The 13,708-nt window shown below is 37.3% G+C and carries 15 protein-coding genes; 10 read left to right on the top strand and 5 right to left on the bottom strand.

Annotation, left to right across the window (positions count from 1 at the left end; translation table 11 throughout):
• The first annotated feature begins 153 nt into the window (after positions 1–153).
• The 5 genes from NSQ14_RS04025 (at position 154) to NSQ14_RS04045 (ending at position 3,786) form a co-directional block, all read left to right on the top strand.
• Positions 154–1,488, top strand: a complete 1,335-nt coding sequence (locus NSQ14_RS04025; protein WP_034768384.1) for an oligosaccharide flippase family protein — start codon at positions 154–156, stop codon at positions 1,486–1,488.
• Positions 1,489–1,944: 456 nt separating this feature from the next.
• Positions 1,945–2,637, top strand: a complete 693-nt coding sequence (locus NSQ14_RS04030) for a TerC family protein (protein WP_034768386.1) — start codon at positions 1,945–1,947, stop codon at positions 2,635–2,637.
• Positions 2,638–2,869: 232 nt separating this feature from the next.
• Complete coding sequence (locus NSQ14_RS04035; protein WP_328189168.1) at positions 2,870–3,133, top strand: hypothetical protein; 264 nt, start codon at positions 2,870–2,872, stop codon at positions 3,131–3,133.
• Positions 3,134–3,181: 48 nt separating this feature from the next.
• Positions 3,182–3,445, top strand: a complete 264-nt coding sequence (locus NSQ14_RS04040; protein ID WP_346216900.1) for a hypothetical protein — start codon at positions 3,182–3,184, stop codon at positions 3,443–3,445.
• The gene (locus NSQ14_RS04045; protein ID WP_346216901.1) at positions 3,442–3,786 is read left to right on the top strand and encodes a hypothetical protein; all 345 of its coding nucleotides are present in this window, start codon (positions 3,442–3,444) and stop codon (positions 3,784–3,786) included. The genes NSQ14_RS04040 and NSQ14_RS04045 overlap by 4 nt, the downstream gene beginning before the upstream one ends.
• A 69-nt stretch (positions 3,787–3,855) precedes the next feature.
• Here the strand turns inward: NSQ14_RS04045 and map are convergent, their stop codons facing one another.
• From map to NSQ14_RS04060, 3 genes are all read right to left on the bottom strand, one after another.
• Entirely contained in the window at positions 3,856–4,614 is a 759-nt protein-coding gene (gene map / locus NSQ14_RS04050) for a type I methionyl aminopeptidase (protein WP_251246518.1), read from the bottom strand.
• A gap of 97 nt (positions 4,615–4,711) precedes the next feature.
• Positions 4,712–5,089 (bottom strand): DUF1992 domain-containing protein, encoded by a 378-nt coding sequence (locus NSQ14_RS04055; RefSeq protein WP_034768389.1) that lies wholly within the window; start codon positions 5,087–5,089, stop codon positions 4,712–4,714.
• A gap of 217 nt (positions 5,090–5,306) precedes the next feature.
• Complete coding sequence (locus NSQ14_RS04060; RefSeq protein WP_034768390.1) at positions 5,307–5,531, bottom strand: DUF1128 domain-containing protein; 225 nt, start codon at positions 5,529–5,531, stop codon at positions 5,307–5,309.
• A gap of 379 nt (positions 5,532–5,910) precedes the next feature.
• Here NSQ14_RS04060 and NSQ14_RS04065 point away from each other — a divergent pair, with 379 nt between their 5' ends.
• From NSQ14_RS04065 to NSQ14_RS04075, 3 genes are all read left to right on the top strand, one after another.
• Positions 5,911–6,381, top strand: coding sequence for a low molecular weight protein-tyrosine-phosphatase (locus NSQ14_RS04065; RefSeq protein WP_034768391.1), 471 nt, complete (start codon positions 5,911–5,913; stop codon positions 6,379–6,381).
• A 66-nt stretch (positions 6,382–6,447) separates the two neighbouring features.
• On the top strand, positions 6,448–6,789 hold the full coding sequence (locus NSQ14_RS04070; RefSeq protein ID WP_346216902.1) for a hypothetical protein: 342 nt from the start codon (positions 6,448–6,450) through the stop codon (positions 6,787–6,789).
• 111 nt (positions 6,790–6,900) lie between these two features.
• Positions 6,901–7,737, top strand: coding sequence for a YihY/virulence factor BrkB family protein (locus NSQ14_RS04075; protein WP_176458983.1), 837 nt, complete (start codon positions 6,901–6,903; stop codon positions 7,735–7,737).
• Positions 7,738–8,078: 341 nt separating this feature from the next.
• Here the strand turns inward: NSQ14_RS04075 and NSQ14_RS04080 are convergent, their stop codons facing one another.
• Positions 8,079–10,010, bottom strand: coding sequence for a heavy metal translocating P-type ATPase (locus tag NSQ14_RS04080; RefSeq protein WP_346216903.1), 1,932 nt, complete (start codon positions 10,008–10,010; stop codon positions 8,079–8,081).
• Between the two features lie 319 nt (positions 10,011–10,329).
• Positions 10,330–11,523, bottom strand: a complete 1,194-nt coding sequence (locus NSQ14_RS04085; RefSeq protein WP_216408205.1) for an MFS transporter — start codon at positions 11,521–11,523, stop codon at positions 10,330–10,332.
• A 757-nt stretch (positions 11,524–12,280) separates the two neighbouring features.
• Here NSQ14_RS04085 and NSQ14_RS04090 point away from each other — a divergent pair.
• Complete coding sequence (locus NSQ14_RS04090; protein ID WP_375293593.1) at positions 12,281–13,099, top strand: YfkD family protein; 819 nt, start codon at positions 12,281–12,283, stop codon at positions 13,097–13,099.
• Positions 13,100–13,404: 305 nt separating this feature from the next.
• Positions 13,405–13,578 carry an SE1561 family protein gene (locus NSQ14_RS04095; RefSeq protein ID WP_227091950.1) on the top strand — a complete coding sequence of 58 codons (174 nt, stop codon included), beginning with the start codon at positions 13,405–13,407 and terminating at the stop codon, positions 13,576–13,578.
• The last annotated feature ends 130 nt before the right edge of the window (positions 13,579–13,708 follow it).

Here is a 13,708-nt window from a genome sequence, read left to right on the forward strand (position 1 = left end):
TCTGATGGTTAGTTACCAATCGGACCTTAACGGGTAGTTCATTCCCCCATATATTTTCTCGTAAACTCCTAATCTTGAGGCGGGGGTCTTACTGCCTGTTAAAGCGGCTAATATCATGCAGAAAAAATCAATTGAGACACAAAGGAGTTATTTATGAGTAATTTTTTTAAAGGAACCATTTTATTGGCAGCAACAGCTTTTATAAGTGAGTGTATTGAATTTTTAATTAATTTAACGATAACAAAAGAATTAGGTGAATATGGTGTGGGTCAATACATGACAATTATTCCATTAATTGGACTTGTCATGATCATTGCAAGCATGGAGTTGCCAATTTCCATTTCAAAATTTATCGCTGAAAAAGAAGAACTATATCATTTGACCATGTTAAAATATGCTATGAAACTGACAATAATTTTCATTTCAATTTTATTAACGGTTTCGATACTAATTTTTATGATTTTCCCGATTTTTAGTGAGATCCACCCGTTGATTCGCTGGGTTATTTTGCTATTAGTCCCGATTGTATCGATTTCTTCCATTGCCCGGGGTTATTTTGTCGGTATTCAAAAAATGGGACAAGTTGCTGTTTCGAATTTGCTGAAAAGAAGTACACAACTTTTTATCCTTGTATTTATATATCAAATGTTTGATTTTCAGCTTGAAGTTGCTATTTTGATTGCGTTATTTTCATTAATTGGCGGCGAGCTGCTTGTTTTTATTTATTTGATCAGTGCTTATGTTTTGCAGCTAAGGTATTTAAAAAACCGACCAGCCGTAAATATCCCTAAGAGTCAACTGGCGAAAAGTTTAATGGAAGTTTCCGTGCCAACAACTGCCATGAGAATATTCCATTCTTTGACCCATGCCATCCAACCGTTCTTGATTAAGTATACTTTAGTTGCTGCCGGTTTATCAATGGGAGAAGCGACGGAAAATTTTGGGTTAATTTCAGGTGTTGCGATGACGATCGGCTTTTTTCCGGCCTTTATTGCCCATTCATTAATGACCGTTTTGATCCCGAATGTTTCACAAGCATTTGCCAGTCACAACCATGAACAATTACTGCAATTGTTGAAGCGTGTTATTTTATTGACTTCTTTATATGGGATTCCTGTCACTATAGGCTTCTACAATTTTGCCGATGAGTTAACGGGAATATTTGTGAATTCAGCAACAGCATCCTATTTTTTTCAGCTAATGTTGCCTTATTTTTTTCTTCATTATTATACCATTCCATTTCAAGCGTTTTTGATTGGAATGAACTTGGTTAAAGATGCATTTTTACATAATATATGGACGACGATTATTTCTTTTTTGATGATTTATTTTCTTGGTTCAAATGAGCATTTTGTCATGGATGGGATCATCGTCGGAATGAATATGGGAGCGGTTCTTTTAATGTTGTTGCATTATTTTACGATTTGTAAAAAAATTGGTATATCACCTTTGTCACTAAGAAAAGGGGAGATGTTCATTCCACATTGAGGGATAGGTAGCATCTTCCCTTTATTTATCGTATAGAAACACTGGTTAAATTTTATTGTCTCGCTCCACAAGGATATGAAAGCTGTATTTAGCGCCTTTGGGGTTAAGAATACAAATTAGCTGATAAATTTTCATATTGTAGGCCCCAAAAATTGTTAACTTGGTTACTGCATGGAGATACATATACTTGTGAAAGCAGTATTTTGTGCTTTTCTTATGTGTAACAAATATTTTTCATTATTTGCGCCAAAAATTGTTAACTTGGTAGTTGCATACAGATAAAGATATGTGAGACATTAAGAGTAAATTCGATTCGTATGATGAAAAACTTTATTGTTGATGGATAAAAAAAATAGAGATAGAATAATTTTAGTGTCATTTTCATGATTTTTATTGTTGTTCTTGAAAGAATTTTTGACAATGGTTTATTTTAAAATATGGTAGAGAGAAGGATTGATGTTGGAACTTGCTTGGTCATTAGCGACTGTAGTTGTTGTATTAAAAATCATTGCGATCGATATTATTCTTTCCGGAGATAATGCTGTTGTCATCGCTATGGCCACAAGAAGATTACCAAAGAAAAAGAGAAATGTGGCAATTTTATGGGGGACAGCCGGGGCAGTCGTTTTGCGGGTGTTATTCGCCAGTGTTATTGCCGTCCTGTTGGGGATACCCTATGTACATTTCTTCGGCGGTCTTTTATTACTGTGGATTTCTTACAAAGTATTAGTGAATCACGATGATAGCAAAGATGTAAAAGCAAAAGACTCAACATTGCAAGCGATTTGGACAATCATCATGGCCGATGCGGTTATGAGTTTGGATAATGTCGTAGCAATCGCCGGTGCTTCAGGTGGTCATATTTTACTGATTTTCTTAGGGGTTCTTGTTAGTATCCCAATTATGGTTTTTGGCTCAAAATTAATTGTTCGTTTGATGGAAAGGTTCTCCATTGTACCATATATTGGTTCGGCGATATTAGCCTGGACAGCTAGTAATATGATTACAGGTGATGAACGGATTGCAGATTTGTTAAATATTGAGCAAGGTGTGCTTACTCGTATTTTTGCGATTGTGGTCACAGCTGTTGTGTTATTATTAGGTTACTTAAGCAATAAAAAATGGGGACAACCTAGTTCCAGTCATTAAATATAGTTAATACGAAAAGGGTTCTCCGGTCGGGGAGCCTTTTTTGTACGTTAAGAAGTATAAATTTCCAGCAAAGAAGCGACTTCGACGTAGTTGAAAATTTTAAGAATTAAGTATAAGTGCATAAGGAAAACTTCACTGGAATACATCGCAGCCCAAAAAATTTTATATTTTTTCGGTGAACTACGGCTCTGCTCTCGCCTAAAGGCTCAGCAATCGCCGAGTTTTCTTTATGACTGTGAGATGGGGTCTCGTCGCCAAAAAAAGGAGTTTCGCGCCTCAAAACGACGACGAGAAAGAGTCTCGTCGCCAAAAAAGGGAGTTTCGCGCCTCAAAACGACGACGAGAAAGGGTCTCGTCGCCAAAAAATGAAGTTTCCGGCCCAAAAACGACGACGAGAAAGGGTCTCGTCGCCAAAAAAGGGAGTTTCCTGCCCAAAAGTGACGACGAGAAGAGGTCTCGTCGCCAAAAAAGGGAGTTTCCTGCCCAAAAGTGACGACGAGAAAGGGTCTCGTCGCTAAAAAATGAAGTTTCCTGCCCAAAAATGACGACGAGAAAGGGTCTCGTCGCTAAAAACGAGCGATTTTCGCCTCAAAATGGTGACGAGAAAGGGTCTCGTCGCCAAAAAATGAAGTTTCCGGCCCAAAAACGACGACGAGAAAGGGTCTCGTCGCCAAAAAAAGGAGTTTCCCGCCTCAAAACGACGACGAGAAAGGGTTTCGTCGCCAAAAAAGGGAGTTTTCCGGTCAAAAATGACGACGAGAAGAGGTCTCGTCGCCAAAAAAAGGGGTTTCTCGGCTCAAAATGACGACGAGAAAAGGTCTCGTCGCCAAAAAAAGGAGTTTCTCGCGCAAAAACGACGACGAGAAAAGGTCTCGTCGCCAAAAAAAAGGAGTTTCCCGCGCAAAAACGACGACGAGAAAAGGTCTCGTCGCTAAAAACGAGCGATTTTCGCCTCAAAATGGTGACGAGAAAGAGTCTCGTCGCCAAAAAAGGGAGTTTCCTGCCAAAAATGACGACGAGAAAAGGTCTCGTCGCCAAAAAAAGGAGTTTCCCGCGCAAAAACGACGACGAGAAAAGGTCTCGTCGCTAAAAAAAGTTCCTCACACAAAATTGTCGGCGAGAGTAAGTCTCATCGGTAAAAAATAGGTTCATCCCGCCCAAAAATTCTTGTCGAGAAAGATCCCGCCAACACCCTGACACCACAGTTAATGATTATCAATCTAGATTATCTTGGTCTGTTAAAATCAACGTACCCTCTTTGGTAATCGCAATGGTATGTTCATATTGAGCCGAGTTTTTTCCATCGATTGTCCGGGCTGTCCAACCATTTGCATCCATTTTTGATAAATATTTCCCAACATTGACCATTGGCTCGATGGTGAATACCATCCCTTCTTTAATTCTCGGCCCTTTTCCCGGTAAACCAAAATGGGGAACATCCGGTTTTTCATGCATCGATGGTCCAATACCGTGTCCAATAAATTCACGGACAACGGAAAACCCTTCTTTTTCCACATATGTTTGAATTGCATGACCAATATCACCGATTCGGTTACTAGGTACTGCTTTTTCGATGCCTAAATATAATGCCTTTTTTGCAACTTCCAGTAACTTTTTGTTCAATTCGGAAATTTCACCGACACCATATGACCAAGCGGAATCGGCCAAAGCACCGTTTAAATTAACAACCATATCAATTGTCACAATATCGCCGTTTTTTAATGGGGTTTTTCTTGGAAATCCATGACAAATTTCATCATTGATACTTGCACATGTGGCATACTTATACCCGTGATAACCTTTTTGCTCCGGTGTTGCGCCTTGTTTTTTTAAATACTCATCTACAAACACTTCAATATCCCAGGAAGTTACGCCCGGTTCAATCATTTTTGCAATTTCTTTATGGCAAGAAGCAAGAATTTTACCTGCCTCCCTCATATTTTCAATTTCACGTTTTGATTTTAAAACAATCATTTCTACACCGCCTTCAAATACTAAAAAATTTGCCTTCAATATTCTATTGTACTCTTTCTCCATTGATTGTTCTAGTATACCAAAAAATTATCTAATTTCATTTTAAAAGCCGGTCTTCAAGTTTCCTTTGATAATTTTTAAAAACAGATGAATTGGTACGGATTCTTTTCTTTGCCAGCAACGAATTGTATTGTAATAATTTTTTTGATAATGCTTGCTCAAATTGTTTCCTTTCTTCATCATTCAAACAATTTTTCAATAAATCTTGGGTGGTCATAATTTCCTTCTTCAATTCGGCTTCTTCCGGACTAAAACCAGCATTCTCTAATATATGGTATGCCATCCTCAAATCCTTAGGAATTCCTGAATCATCTTTCAAATTTAACGGTTTACCCATCCCTTTTAAATTACGAAACTCCCCATCCTGATATGCTTTTTGAATTTTTTCTTCTGCAATTCGCCAAAATAAATCCATCCGACTCCCACCCTTATCGTTTTTTAATAAACAGCCTATTTTTTAGTTCGCCATTTATAGTGAACAAACCTTGGCCACAATGCGGATGCGCTTGCTTTAATCCCCTTTAGTTTACCATTTATAATGAAGAAACCCCAGTTTCCGAACCTTTAGATTAGCTTATCGCCTATTAATGAAGAAAACCCTCCGTACAAATGAGGGTTGTTTTACTTATTATTCATTTTTTTCGCAAGGATCCCAGCTCTTCAGCAATAGCTTGTCTTTCGTTTGGTGAAAAACGGTCTCGCTTAATGACAAGTTGATAAATATCGAAAAGTTCTTCGTATTTTTCCTCGTCAAATTGGCTGGCTTTCATTATACCAGTATTGATAAAATTTAATTTTTCCGATATTTTATCAACCATATACACCATATTTTCCTTACTTTTGACTGATAAATCCATTCTTATCCCCCTTGTCAAAAATTTATCTCATACTTAGTAGGTAAGTCAAAGACTCCCACCAAAATGGGTGCGTCAATTTGCACAATGTTGGTCCCACAAGGACATGAAGCATTTAGCTTATGTTCCTATACTTCAATGAGGATACCGATTTGATCCCTTACAGATTTTTGATTTCATTCGCTCATTTATATGTAAAATGATAAAAAATAATGATATTGTTAATCATAGCATAGCTGATGTTCAGTTGAAATGATTTTTTGTTATAATGCAAAGTGTAAGGTCTTGTCAGTCTGTCCACAAAAACATGTTAGCTACTCATAAACATAAGTTAAAAATTCGTCGGACAGACTCCGTAGATGATTTAAATGAGGTGATTAATTTGATACGGGTATTATTTGTTTGTCTTGGAAACATTTGTCGTTCACCGATGGCCGAAGCGGTGTTCCGTGATTACGTAAATAAAGAGGGGCTTGGTGACAAATTTTTCATTGATTCGGCGGGTCTTGGCGGTTGGCATATTGGGGAAGGTCCGCATCACGGTACAAGAAAAATTTTAAAGAAATATAATATTTCCGGGGAAGGACTAATTGCCAGGAAAATTGAAGCAGATGATTTAGACAAGTTTGATTATATTATTGCCATGGATAATGACAATCTTTCAGGGATCCAACGTTTGCGAAAAGAACATCCAAAGGCTTATGTGGCAAAATTAATGGATTTTGTTCCGGATGCGGATGAAAATAATGTGCCGGATCCTTACTACACAGGAAATTTTGAACAAGTATATCATTTGGTAACAATGGGATGTCGGGCATTATTGGAAAAAATAAAGGCTGAGCATGGTTTGTAGTATAATTAATAGAAAATTACTCTTTTATCGTTTCCAAAATTATATTGGCTGAAAGAGGGGGACATGATGAATAATAAATTTGTGAAGGGCATAATATACGGTGCGTTAATCGGTGGTGTGATCACTTTATTCGATAAAGAGGTTCGGCAACAGGCTTTGAGTGAAGGAAAACAAAAGGCGAGACAAATAAAGGGAGTCATTTTAAACCCGCGGAAAACGATTGATGAAATCCAAGGAAAATTTGATCAAGTTCGAAATTCTATTCAGCAATTTAATCGTGATATCCAATTTCTTACCGAAAAAGCTTCGGAAATAAAAGAACTTAGTCTGCAAACAGTAAAAACATTTACGGATGAACAGGAAAGTAAAGAGTATGAAAAGGCAAATTCGAATAATGAAAACCAATGATAGAAAACAGCATTACCGGGTTTTGCCGATGTTTTTTCATAAAAAAAACCTCAAATGAAGGATGTAAGTTTTCTTAAATTGCTGGATGTTCCAAAATGAACAGGTGATACGATGATTAATATAAAAAAGAGTATAAATTGGGTGTTGGATTTATATAGAAGAATTATAAGGCACGACTCTCTCGGGTATTCGGCGCAACTGGCTTATTTTTTTCTATTATCGCTATTTCCATTATTAATTACGATGTTTTCCTTACTACCCTATTTACCGCTTAAAACCGAGGATATTATGTATTTTATTAGTGACTTTGCTCCAGGCGAAACAATAACTTTTATAGACTCCACATTGGATACATTATTGGAAAAGCATAATGGCGGGATTTTATCATTTGGTATTATTGCAACACTTTGGGCTGCTTCGAATGGAATGAATGCCATTATTCGGGCGATGAATCTGGCGTATGAAATTGATGATGACCGGCCATTTTTCATTGTCCGCGGATTGTCTGTTCTGCTAACGATCGTTATGATTGCAGTATTTATTATTGCTCTTCTATTACCGGTTTTTGGGAAACATATCGGGATCTATATATCTTCAAAATTTGGCTATACGGATCAGTTTATCGACACATGGAACACGATTCGTTTTAGTCTTAGTTCTGTAATTCTTTTTATTGTTTTCAGTGCAGTTTATTTTCTGACACCCAACCGGAAAATGAAATGTGCAACAGTGGTTCCCGGAGCTGTTTTTTCAACGATAGGGTGGATACTGGCTTCATTGGGGTTCTCCTTTTATGTGAACAATTTTGGAAATTATACGTTTATGTATGGCAGTCTCGGGGTTATTATCGTGTTGATGATCTGGTTTTATATAACCGGTGCAGTGTTGATTATCGGCGGAGAAATAAATGGATTAAATGAGGAGTATAAACGAAAAAATTGCAAGTGAAAAAATGGATAAATGACAAGCAGTTTTTAAAAAATTAGGAACTGCGTCTGATTTGTTTACGAGGGTACGACATTGGTTTCATAAGGACATGACGAATTAGCTTATGTTCGTAGGGGGATAGGTGCCCCACTGATGAGCCTCATCTTAACGGGCAGTAACTTTCCTACCTCGGATTTTCGAATTTATAAAGAAGGTAGGGGCTGCAAAATTCCGAGGTTCAGCAAACCATCAGTGCCCTGCTTTAAGCGGTCACTAAATCTTCCTCCTGAAACTTAAGCTAAAGGAGGAAGATAAGTGTCCGATTGGCTCGACTAACCATTAGAAGGAATAAAAAAACCTACTTATTTTAAAAGTCTTAATCCATTAAGAATGACTAATATTGTACTGCCTTCATGCCCAATAACTCCTAGTGGCAGGTCAATTGATTGGAAAAAATTGGACATGACTAATAAAATAATGACACTGATTGAAAAGACGAGATTTTGTTTAATAATGCGGTTCATTCGTTTAGATAAATGGATCGCTTGAGAAATTTTCGTTAAATCATTTTTCATTAAGACAACATCGGCGGTTTCCAGTGCAGCATCCGTTCCTTCTCCCATTGCCATTCCGATATCAGCAGTGGCTAAAGCAGGTGCATCATTGATCCCGTCACCGACCATTGCGGTTAATCCATATTTTTCTTTAATTGCGCGTATTTCGTTGGCTTTATTTTCCGGAAGACATTCATAAATATAATGAATGATACCTACCTCACTTGCAATGGCATTTGCGGTATTGGCATTATCACCGGTTAACATGATCGGTTCAATTCCCAAAGCTTGCAAATTGGTGATCGCCTGTTTTGATTCTTCTCGCACAATATCTTTCAATGCAAAAGCAGCGACGACTTGTTGATCTTTTTCAATATAGACGATTGTATTCCCTTGTTCTTCCAGGAAAGATCTTTGCTTTTCATCAATGACTTCTTCAATATTTCCATCCATAAAGGCCCGTTTCCCGATTTTCCAAGTTTCACCATTGAAGAAGGCTTTTACTCCCCATCCGCTAACGTCTTCTATCGAGTCAAGCTCAAATGGTACATTTTGATTTTTTGTTGTGGCAAAGCGGATGATAGCTTGGGCTAACGGATGATTTGAGTGTTTTTCAATGGCAGCAACAATTTGCAAAATCTTTTGCTTTTCATCCTCCAAATTCGGCTTCACAAGATATTGGCTCACTTCCGGTTTTCCTTGCGTTAATGTCCCTGTTTTATCAAAAGCGATAGCTCGTAAATTTCCTAAACTTTCCAAGTGTGAACCACCTTTAAACAAAATCCCTTTTCTGGCACCATTTGAAATGGCCGATAATGTTGCCGGCATAATCGATGCAACGACAGCACATGGAGAGGCAACCACCAACAATACCATTGCCCGGTAAAATGTTTCATTCCAACTCCATCCGAAAATATAATGTGGCAAAAATAACATCAATGAAACAATCGCCAATACCAGTTTTACATATGTGCCTTCAAAACGATCAATAAATTGTTGAGAAGGGGATTTTTGACTTTCGGCATTTTGAACTAAGGTAATAATTTTTTGAAATAATGTTTCACTGCTCGGTTTTGTAATTTCGACGGTAATCGAACCACTAATGTTCACAGTTCCCGCAAAAACACCATCATTCAGTCCTTTACCGACCGGAATCGATTCACCAGTAATCGCAGCTTGGTCAACGCTTGTTCTTCCTTTAATAACGCACCCGTCTGCCGGAATTCGTTCTCCCGGTTTCACAAAAATATAGTCACCGACTTGTAATTTTTCGACTGCAACTTTTATCTCTTTTCCATCTTTAATCAGCCATGCTTCTTCCGGTTGTAAACTCATCAATGCGGAGATTTCTTTTCTACTTTTACTCATTGTATACGTTTCAAGAGCACCACTTAATGCGAAAATGAAAATGAGGATGGCTCCTTCTTCCCAATACCCGATAATGGCAGAACCTAACGCCGCAAGCACCATAAGCAGTTCGACATTCAGTGTTTTATTGTGAATCGTATCTGTAATGCCTTCTTTCGCTTTAAAATAGCCTCCAATCACATACGCTAAGATATAAAAGAAGACAGAAGCCGCTTGTTGATCAAGTTTTGCCAAAATCCAACCTGATACGATGAGAATACCGCTAAAAAGGGCAAATCCTAATTCGATATAGGGTTTAATTCGGAGCAGTTTCTCTTTAAAAAGTTGATTTTCTTTCAAAGGTTTTTTTCGAAGGCTAATATTTAGCTCCATTCAGATCACGCTCCTATCTAATTGAGAAAAAATCTCAAATATATATTGGGATTTTATTGATTTGATTTACATAATTGAGAATTAAAATCAGTTCATATCTGTTAAAATGAAATTGTTCTAGTAGTTGAGAATCATTGTCATTGCTATATTTTACCCATATCTTTGTATAATCATTATATCATATTATAGTAAATTGAAAAGGAAAAAGGCCCATTTTGTTTAAAGTAATTATAAATAAGTAATAAAAATAATTATAAATAAAGCAAAATAAAACAGGCTATCCTTCTTAAATCAAGAATAGCCTGTTTTTTTTCGTACATTAAAAATTCCAGCGTTGATCAGCAAGAGGAAGTTGTTTTTCCTCTTTAAATCCGGCAAGACCAAAAAAGATGAGGAAGAGGATACAGCTAATTAAAAAGAAAAAGCTAATATTAGGTAAATGCTCAATGGCAAGACCGCCGAGAAAAGGCCCGGAAATGCTACCTAAGCTAAAACAAATCGAAATTAATAAGTTTCCTGCCGGTAATAGGTGTTTCGGGATCGTATCTGTTAAAAATGCAATACTTAATGAATAGGTGGAACCCAGAAGCATTCCGGCAATAAAAAAGGCGGCTAACAGAAAATAGGCGGAATGTTCAAAGATACTGGCACTTAAGAAAATGACACTGCCGATTAACATAGCAAATAATAATACATTTCTTCGACCAAATCGATCACTTGCCAATCCCAGCGGCAATTGAAAGATAATAGCTCCGATTGAAAAAGCGGAAATAATAACAGCAATTAAATGAACATCAAAACCTAGCCGCAATCCATATACAGGGAAGTTTCCGTTAAGTGATGCTTCTAATACACCGTAACATAAAGCCGGGAGAAGCGGTGCCCAAGCAAATTTAAGTACTTTACCAAAGCGGCCAATTGTTGATCGGATGCATACCGGTTCCATGTCATTATTAATTTGATCGGGATATTCATTTTGTAATAAAAAGACGGTCAGCCATGCAAGTAAACTAAAGAAGGCTGTTACATAAAACGGCAAGTTTTCGTTGATGTCGACTAACCTGGTTAAAAGCGGCCCGACGGCAAAACCAATCCCAAAAGATAACCCATAAAGAGATATATTTCTACCTCGTTTTTCTGGAGGTGAAAATGAAGTGATCCATGTTTGGGTTGAAAAATGAAGAATATGATCACCGATACCAATTAACAACCGCAAAATAAACCAGATCATTATGGTGTTCAAAAAAGGAAATAAAAATAAAGAAATAATAACAATCAACCCACCGGTAATAATTAAGGGCTTATAGCCGAATTTTCTGAGCGGTGCTTCCATAAACGGAGAAGCAAGTAATACCCCTAAATATAAGCCTGTTGCATGTAGTCCGTTGACCGTAGATGAAACCCCGCGATTTTCTAAAATAATCGCAATCAATGGCAACAACATCCCTTGTGACAAACCGGAAATGATGACAAGCGCAACTAAAATGGGGAAGCGTAACTTTGTGTTTTTCATGATCCGATTTCTCCCTTACTGTAATTTCCATAATATGAATGGTATCGGTAAATTGCAAAGTTGGCAAGGGAAACTTATTCGTATTAGAATGTTATTTTTTTAAAACTATTCGTTTGAAAGGGGAGATCGATTGGAAATACGTGGAACTTCAATCATAGGGGACACTGATTATAAATGGCTTTCAAGTTGCAAAAATGCTAAAAATTACGCTCTTGCGGGGAACTGCACACTCATTGTCAATGGGCTCACAAGTTACATGTGTGGCAAGGTTTATACGACCAACATGTGTAGGTCTGAACAAACCGAAAGCATGCAGCCATCCAATTTTGCAGCCATCTTTCCACACCGTTGCAAATCGGACATTTCATTTCCACAACGCATGCACCCATCTTTCCACACCACTAAAAAATAAAACCGAGTGGCAATTCATAACCCACCCGGTTCATTTATTTTACGATTAGTTTTTTAAAAATAGTTTGAACGATTCACCCCCAAAAGTTCATTCACGATTCCAAGCGAGGTTCATGCATTCCATCCAAAATCTTCGTCTGTCCCCTCCTCTCAGGTGCAGTGATAGAATGGAATATTCGCTTCCCTCCTTTTCCTTTTGTTAATACATAAATATTAGGAACGTTTTATTAATATTCTGATTTTAAAACAATTTTTTTAGAAAAATTTTTGGATAAGAATAACAAGCATAGCGAAAAATATAGTCAAAATGAACATGGAAGGAGTTTCAAAGATGAATAAACCCTTATTGAAGTTATTTTTTCTAGTCTTGGCATTATTATTGACTGTGATTCTAAATCATCCGATAAGTTTTGCGGAAAAAACAGAAGTTCCACCAAAAAGTAAACCGGAGCAAAAATTCGAAATTCCAAGTTTTGTATTAAATGTGGCAAAGGAAAATACGTATCCAAATGCATCCCAAGATTTGCCACAACTTCAACCAAGTGAATTAACGAAAGAATTGCTTGAAACATCGAAAGTAAAAATAGAAAATCCGGATTTAATATTAATGCTAAATGAGTCTTCCATCAATAAACCGATCATTGCCATGGGACATAAAGCAACGATATATTTGGGACAATGGCCGCTTAACTATGTATCAAAAGAAACATCACCGAATTGGGAATATCAACAAATCAATACGAATTATTATGATAATCGTGGCGGCGATGCTCCTTACAAATTCCATTATGTACAAGAAGTTCAAAAAATTGTGCGCGGTGGTTTGACGGCAAAAATTCCCCATGCAAATGATGTGAAAAAGATGATGTTGTTAAAAGCAGCTGAAAAAACAAAATTCCCGTTGTCCTTTGATACGGTTGTCGGAGCAGGAACGAAGAAAGATCAATACTACAATATTCCAAGCCGAAAAGTCGGTTATTTAGATGCCTATGCACCTGCCGTGAATGAAAAAGGAACCGTTACGTATGGAGAAGTTTATCTTGTTTTAAAAGGCGGGAAAAAATCGATTGTCGTGAAAAATATTACTTCTCAAGGCATTGGGGCATGGATCCCGATTCAGGATTACGTTTCCTTTAAATTTTCCGCAGTAGAAATGCCAAGATAAGCCGCCATATTTATCCCGCCCCTTTTGAATTTTACTTGTTACAGCTTTTTGTTGTCGAAATGCCAAGATAAGCCGCGCCGAATTTATCCCGACTTAACGGGCAGTAAGACTCCCACCTCAAGTTTCTCGAGTTTACAAAAAAGAAGGGTGGGGGATGAAGAAAACCCATTGATGGAAGTTTCACTTGTGGGATTAAAAGAAAGTAGGAAGAAACTGGTTTGTTTCATTGTCAAAATTAGGGCAGTTCTCTAAAATGAAAGAAGGTGTATAATAAGGACAGATATCATTGGAAGGGAGTTATTTTTTTGCCAACGACTCAAGATAAACAGTTTGACATTTTGCAACAACGATTCAACTCATTTATTGAAACATTGGAAACGATGGAGCCGGAACATGTCGACTTGGAAGAAATCGACCGGCTTATCCAAATGATTGGCGATTTGGAAGAAAAATGTAAGCAAATAAAAGAACAAGGATAGTTTTTAAATTAAGCCCCCATTTGAACAGGGGGTTTTTTATTACAAAAAAGGATAAAATTCCAGTAGTGATGCAATTGGATTTTTATCGTTTCGTTCAAGTACGTTGGTTTGGCCAATTCTATTAGACATT

It is taken from the genome of Caldifermentibacillus hisashii (genome assembly GCF_039654145.1).
In the GTDB taxonomy this organism is placed as follows: Bacteria; Bacillota; Bacilli; order Bacillales; family Caldibacillaceae; genus Caldifermentibacillus; species Caldifermentibacillus hisashii.

Coding starts and splice junctions, on each gene's coding strand:
- NSQ14_RS04025 (WP_034768384.1), top strand. CDS start 154: ATGAGTAATTTTTTTAAAGGAACCATTTTATTGGCAGCAACAGCTTTT.
- NSQ14_RS04030 (WP_034768386.1), top strand. CDS start 1,945: ATGTTGGAACTTGCTTGGTCATTAGCGACTGTAGTTGTTGTATTAAAA.
- NSQ14_RS04035 (WP_328189168.1), top strand. CDS start 2,870: ATGACTGTGAGATGGGGTCTCGTCGCCAAAAAAAGGAGTTTCGCGCCT.
- NSQ14_RS04040 (WP_346216900.1), top strand. CDS start 3,182: ATGACGACGAGAAAGGGTCTCGTCGCTAAAAACGAGCGATTTTCGCCT.
- NSQ14_RS04045 (WP_346216901.1), top strand. CDS start 3,442: ATGACGACGAGAAAAGGTCTCGTCGCCAAAAAAAGGAGTTTCTCGCGC.
- map (WP_251246518.1), bottom strand. CDS start 4,614: ATGATTGTTTTAAAATCAAAACGTGAAATTGAAAATATGAGGGAGGCA.
- NSQ14_RS04055 (WP_034768389.1), bottom strand. CDS start 5,089: ATGGATTTATTTTGGCGAATTGCAGAAGAAAAAATTCAAAAAGCATAT.
- NSQ14_RS04060 (WP_034768390.1), bottom strand. CDS start 5,531: ATGGATTTATCAGTCAAAAGTAAGGAAAATATGGTGTATATGGTTGAT.
- NSQ14_RS04070 (WP_346216902.1), top strand. CDS start 6,448: ATGAATAATAAATTTGTGAAGGGCATAATATACGGTGCGTTAATCGGT.
- NSQ14_RS04075 (WP_176458983.1), top strand. CDS start 6,901: ATGATTAATATAAAAAAGAGTATAAATTGGGTGTTGGATTTATATAGA.
- NSQ14_RS04080 (WP_346216903.1), bottom strand. CDS start 10,010: ATGGAGCTAAATATTAGCCTTCGAAAAAAACCTTTGAAAGAAAATCAA.
- NSQ14_RS04085 (WP_216408205.1), bottom strand. CDS start 11,523: ATGAAAAACACAAAGTTACGCTTCCCCATTTTAGTTGCGCTTGTCATC.